This window comes from Ensifer adhaerens (assembly GCF_002007205.1).
In the GTDB taxonomy this organism is placed as follows: domain Bacteria; phylum Pseudomonadota; class Alphaproteobacteria; order Rhizobiales; family Rhizobiaceae; genus Ensifer; species Ensifer adhaerens_D.
This window is the reverse complement of record NZ_LAZS01000020.1, coordinates 1-1,178: the sequence shown is the minus strand read 5'-3', so window position 1 is coordinate 1,178 and position 1,178 is coordinate 1. Positions and strand designations below refer to the sequence as shown.

Genomic DNA, 1,178 nt, shown 5'->3' with positions numbered 1-1,178 from the left:
ATGGCAAAGAGCAAATTTGAGCGCAACAAGCCGCACGTTAACATTGGCACGATTGGCCACGTTGACCATGGCAAGACGTCGCTGACCGCAGCGATCACGAAGTACTTCGGCGAGTTCAAGGCGTATGACCAGATCGACGCCGCTCCGGAAGAAAAGGCCCGTGGTATCACCATTTCGACGGCCCACGTTGAGTACGAGACGCCGAACCGTCACTACGCTCACGTCGACTGCCCCGGCCACGCCGACTACGTCAAGAACATGATCACCGGTGCAGCGCAGATGGACGGCGCGATCCTGGTTTGCTCGGCTGCTGACGGCCCGATGCCGCAGACCCGCGAGCACATCCTGCTCGCCCGCCAGGTTGGCGTTCCGGCAATCGTCGTGTTCCTCAACAAGGTCGACCAGGTTGACGACGCCGAGCTTCTCGAGCTCGTCGAGCTGGAAGTTCGCGAACTTCTGTCGTCCTACGAATTCCCGGGCGACGACATTCCGATCATCAAGGGCTCGGCGCTTGCTGCTCTTGAAGATTCGGACAAGAAGATCGGCGAAGACGCGATCCGCGAGCTGATGGCAGCTGTTGACGCCTACATCCCGACGCCGGAGCGTCCGATCGACCAGCCGTTCCTGATGCCGATCGAAGACGTGTTCTCGATCTCGGGCCGTGGTACGGTTGTGACCGGTCGCGTTGAGCGCGGCATCGTCAAGGTCGGCGAAGAAGTTGAAATCGTCGGCATCCGCGACACGTCGAAGACGACGGTTACGGGCGTTGAAATGTTCCGCAAGCTGCTCGACCAGGGCCAGGCCGGCGACAACATCGGCGCGCTGATCCGTGGTGTTAACCGTGACGGCGTCGAGCGTGGCCAGATCCTGTGCAAGCCGGGTTCGGTCAAGCCGCACAAGAAGTTCATGGCTGAAGCCTACATCCTGACGAAGGAAGAAGGCGGCCGTCATACGCCGTTCTTCACCAACTACCGTCCGCAGTTCTACTTCCGCACGACGGACGTGACGGGCATCGTGACGCTGCCGGAAGGCACGGAAATGGTCATGCCGGGCGACAACGTCACCGTTGCCGTCGAGCTGATCGTTCCGATCGCGATGGAAGAAAAGCTGCGCTTCGCGATCCGCGAAGGCGGCCGTACCGTCGGCGCAGGCATCGTTGCCTCGATCGTCGAGTAATC

General features: G+C 60.9%; 1 protein-coding gene. It reads left to right on the top strand.

Annotated features, from left to right (window positions below):
* Positions 1-1,176 (top strand): elongation factor Tu (gene tuf / locus XB14_RS32380; RefSeq protein WP_034795467.1); only part of this gene is annotated, 1,176 nt, incomplete at its 5' end.
* Between the last annotated feature and the right edge of the window lie 2 nt (positions 1,177-1,178).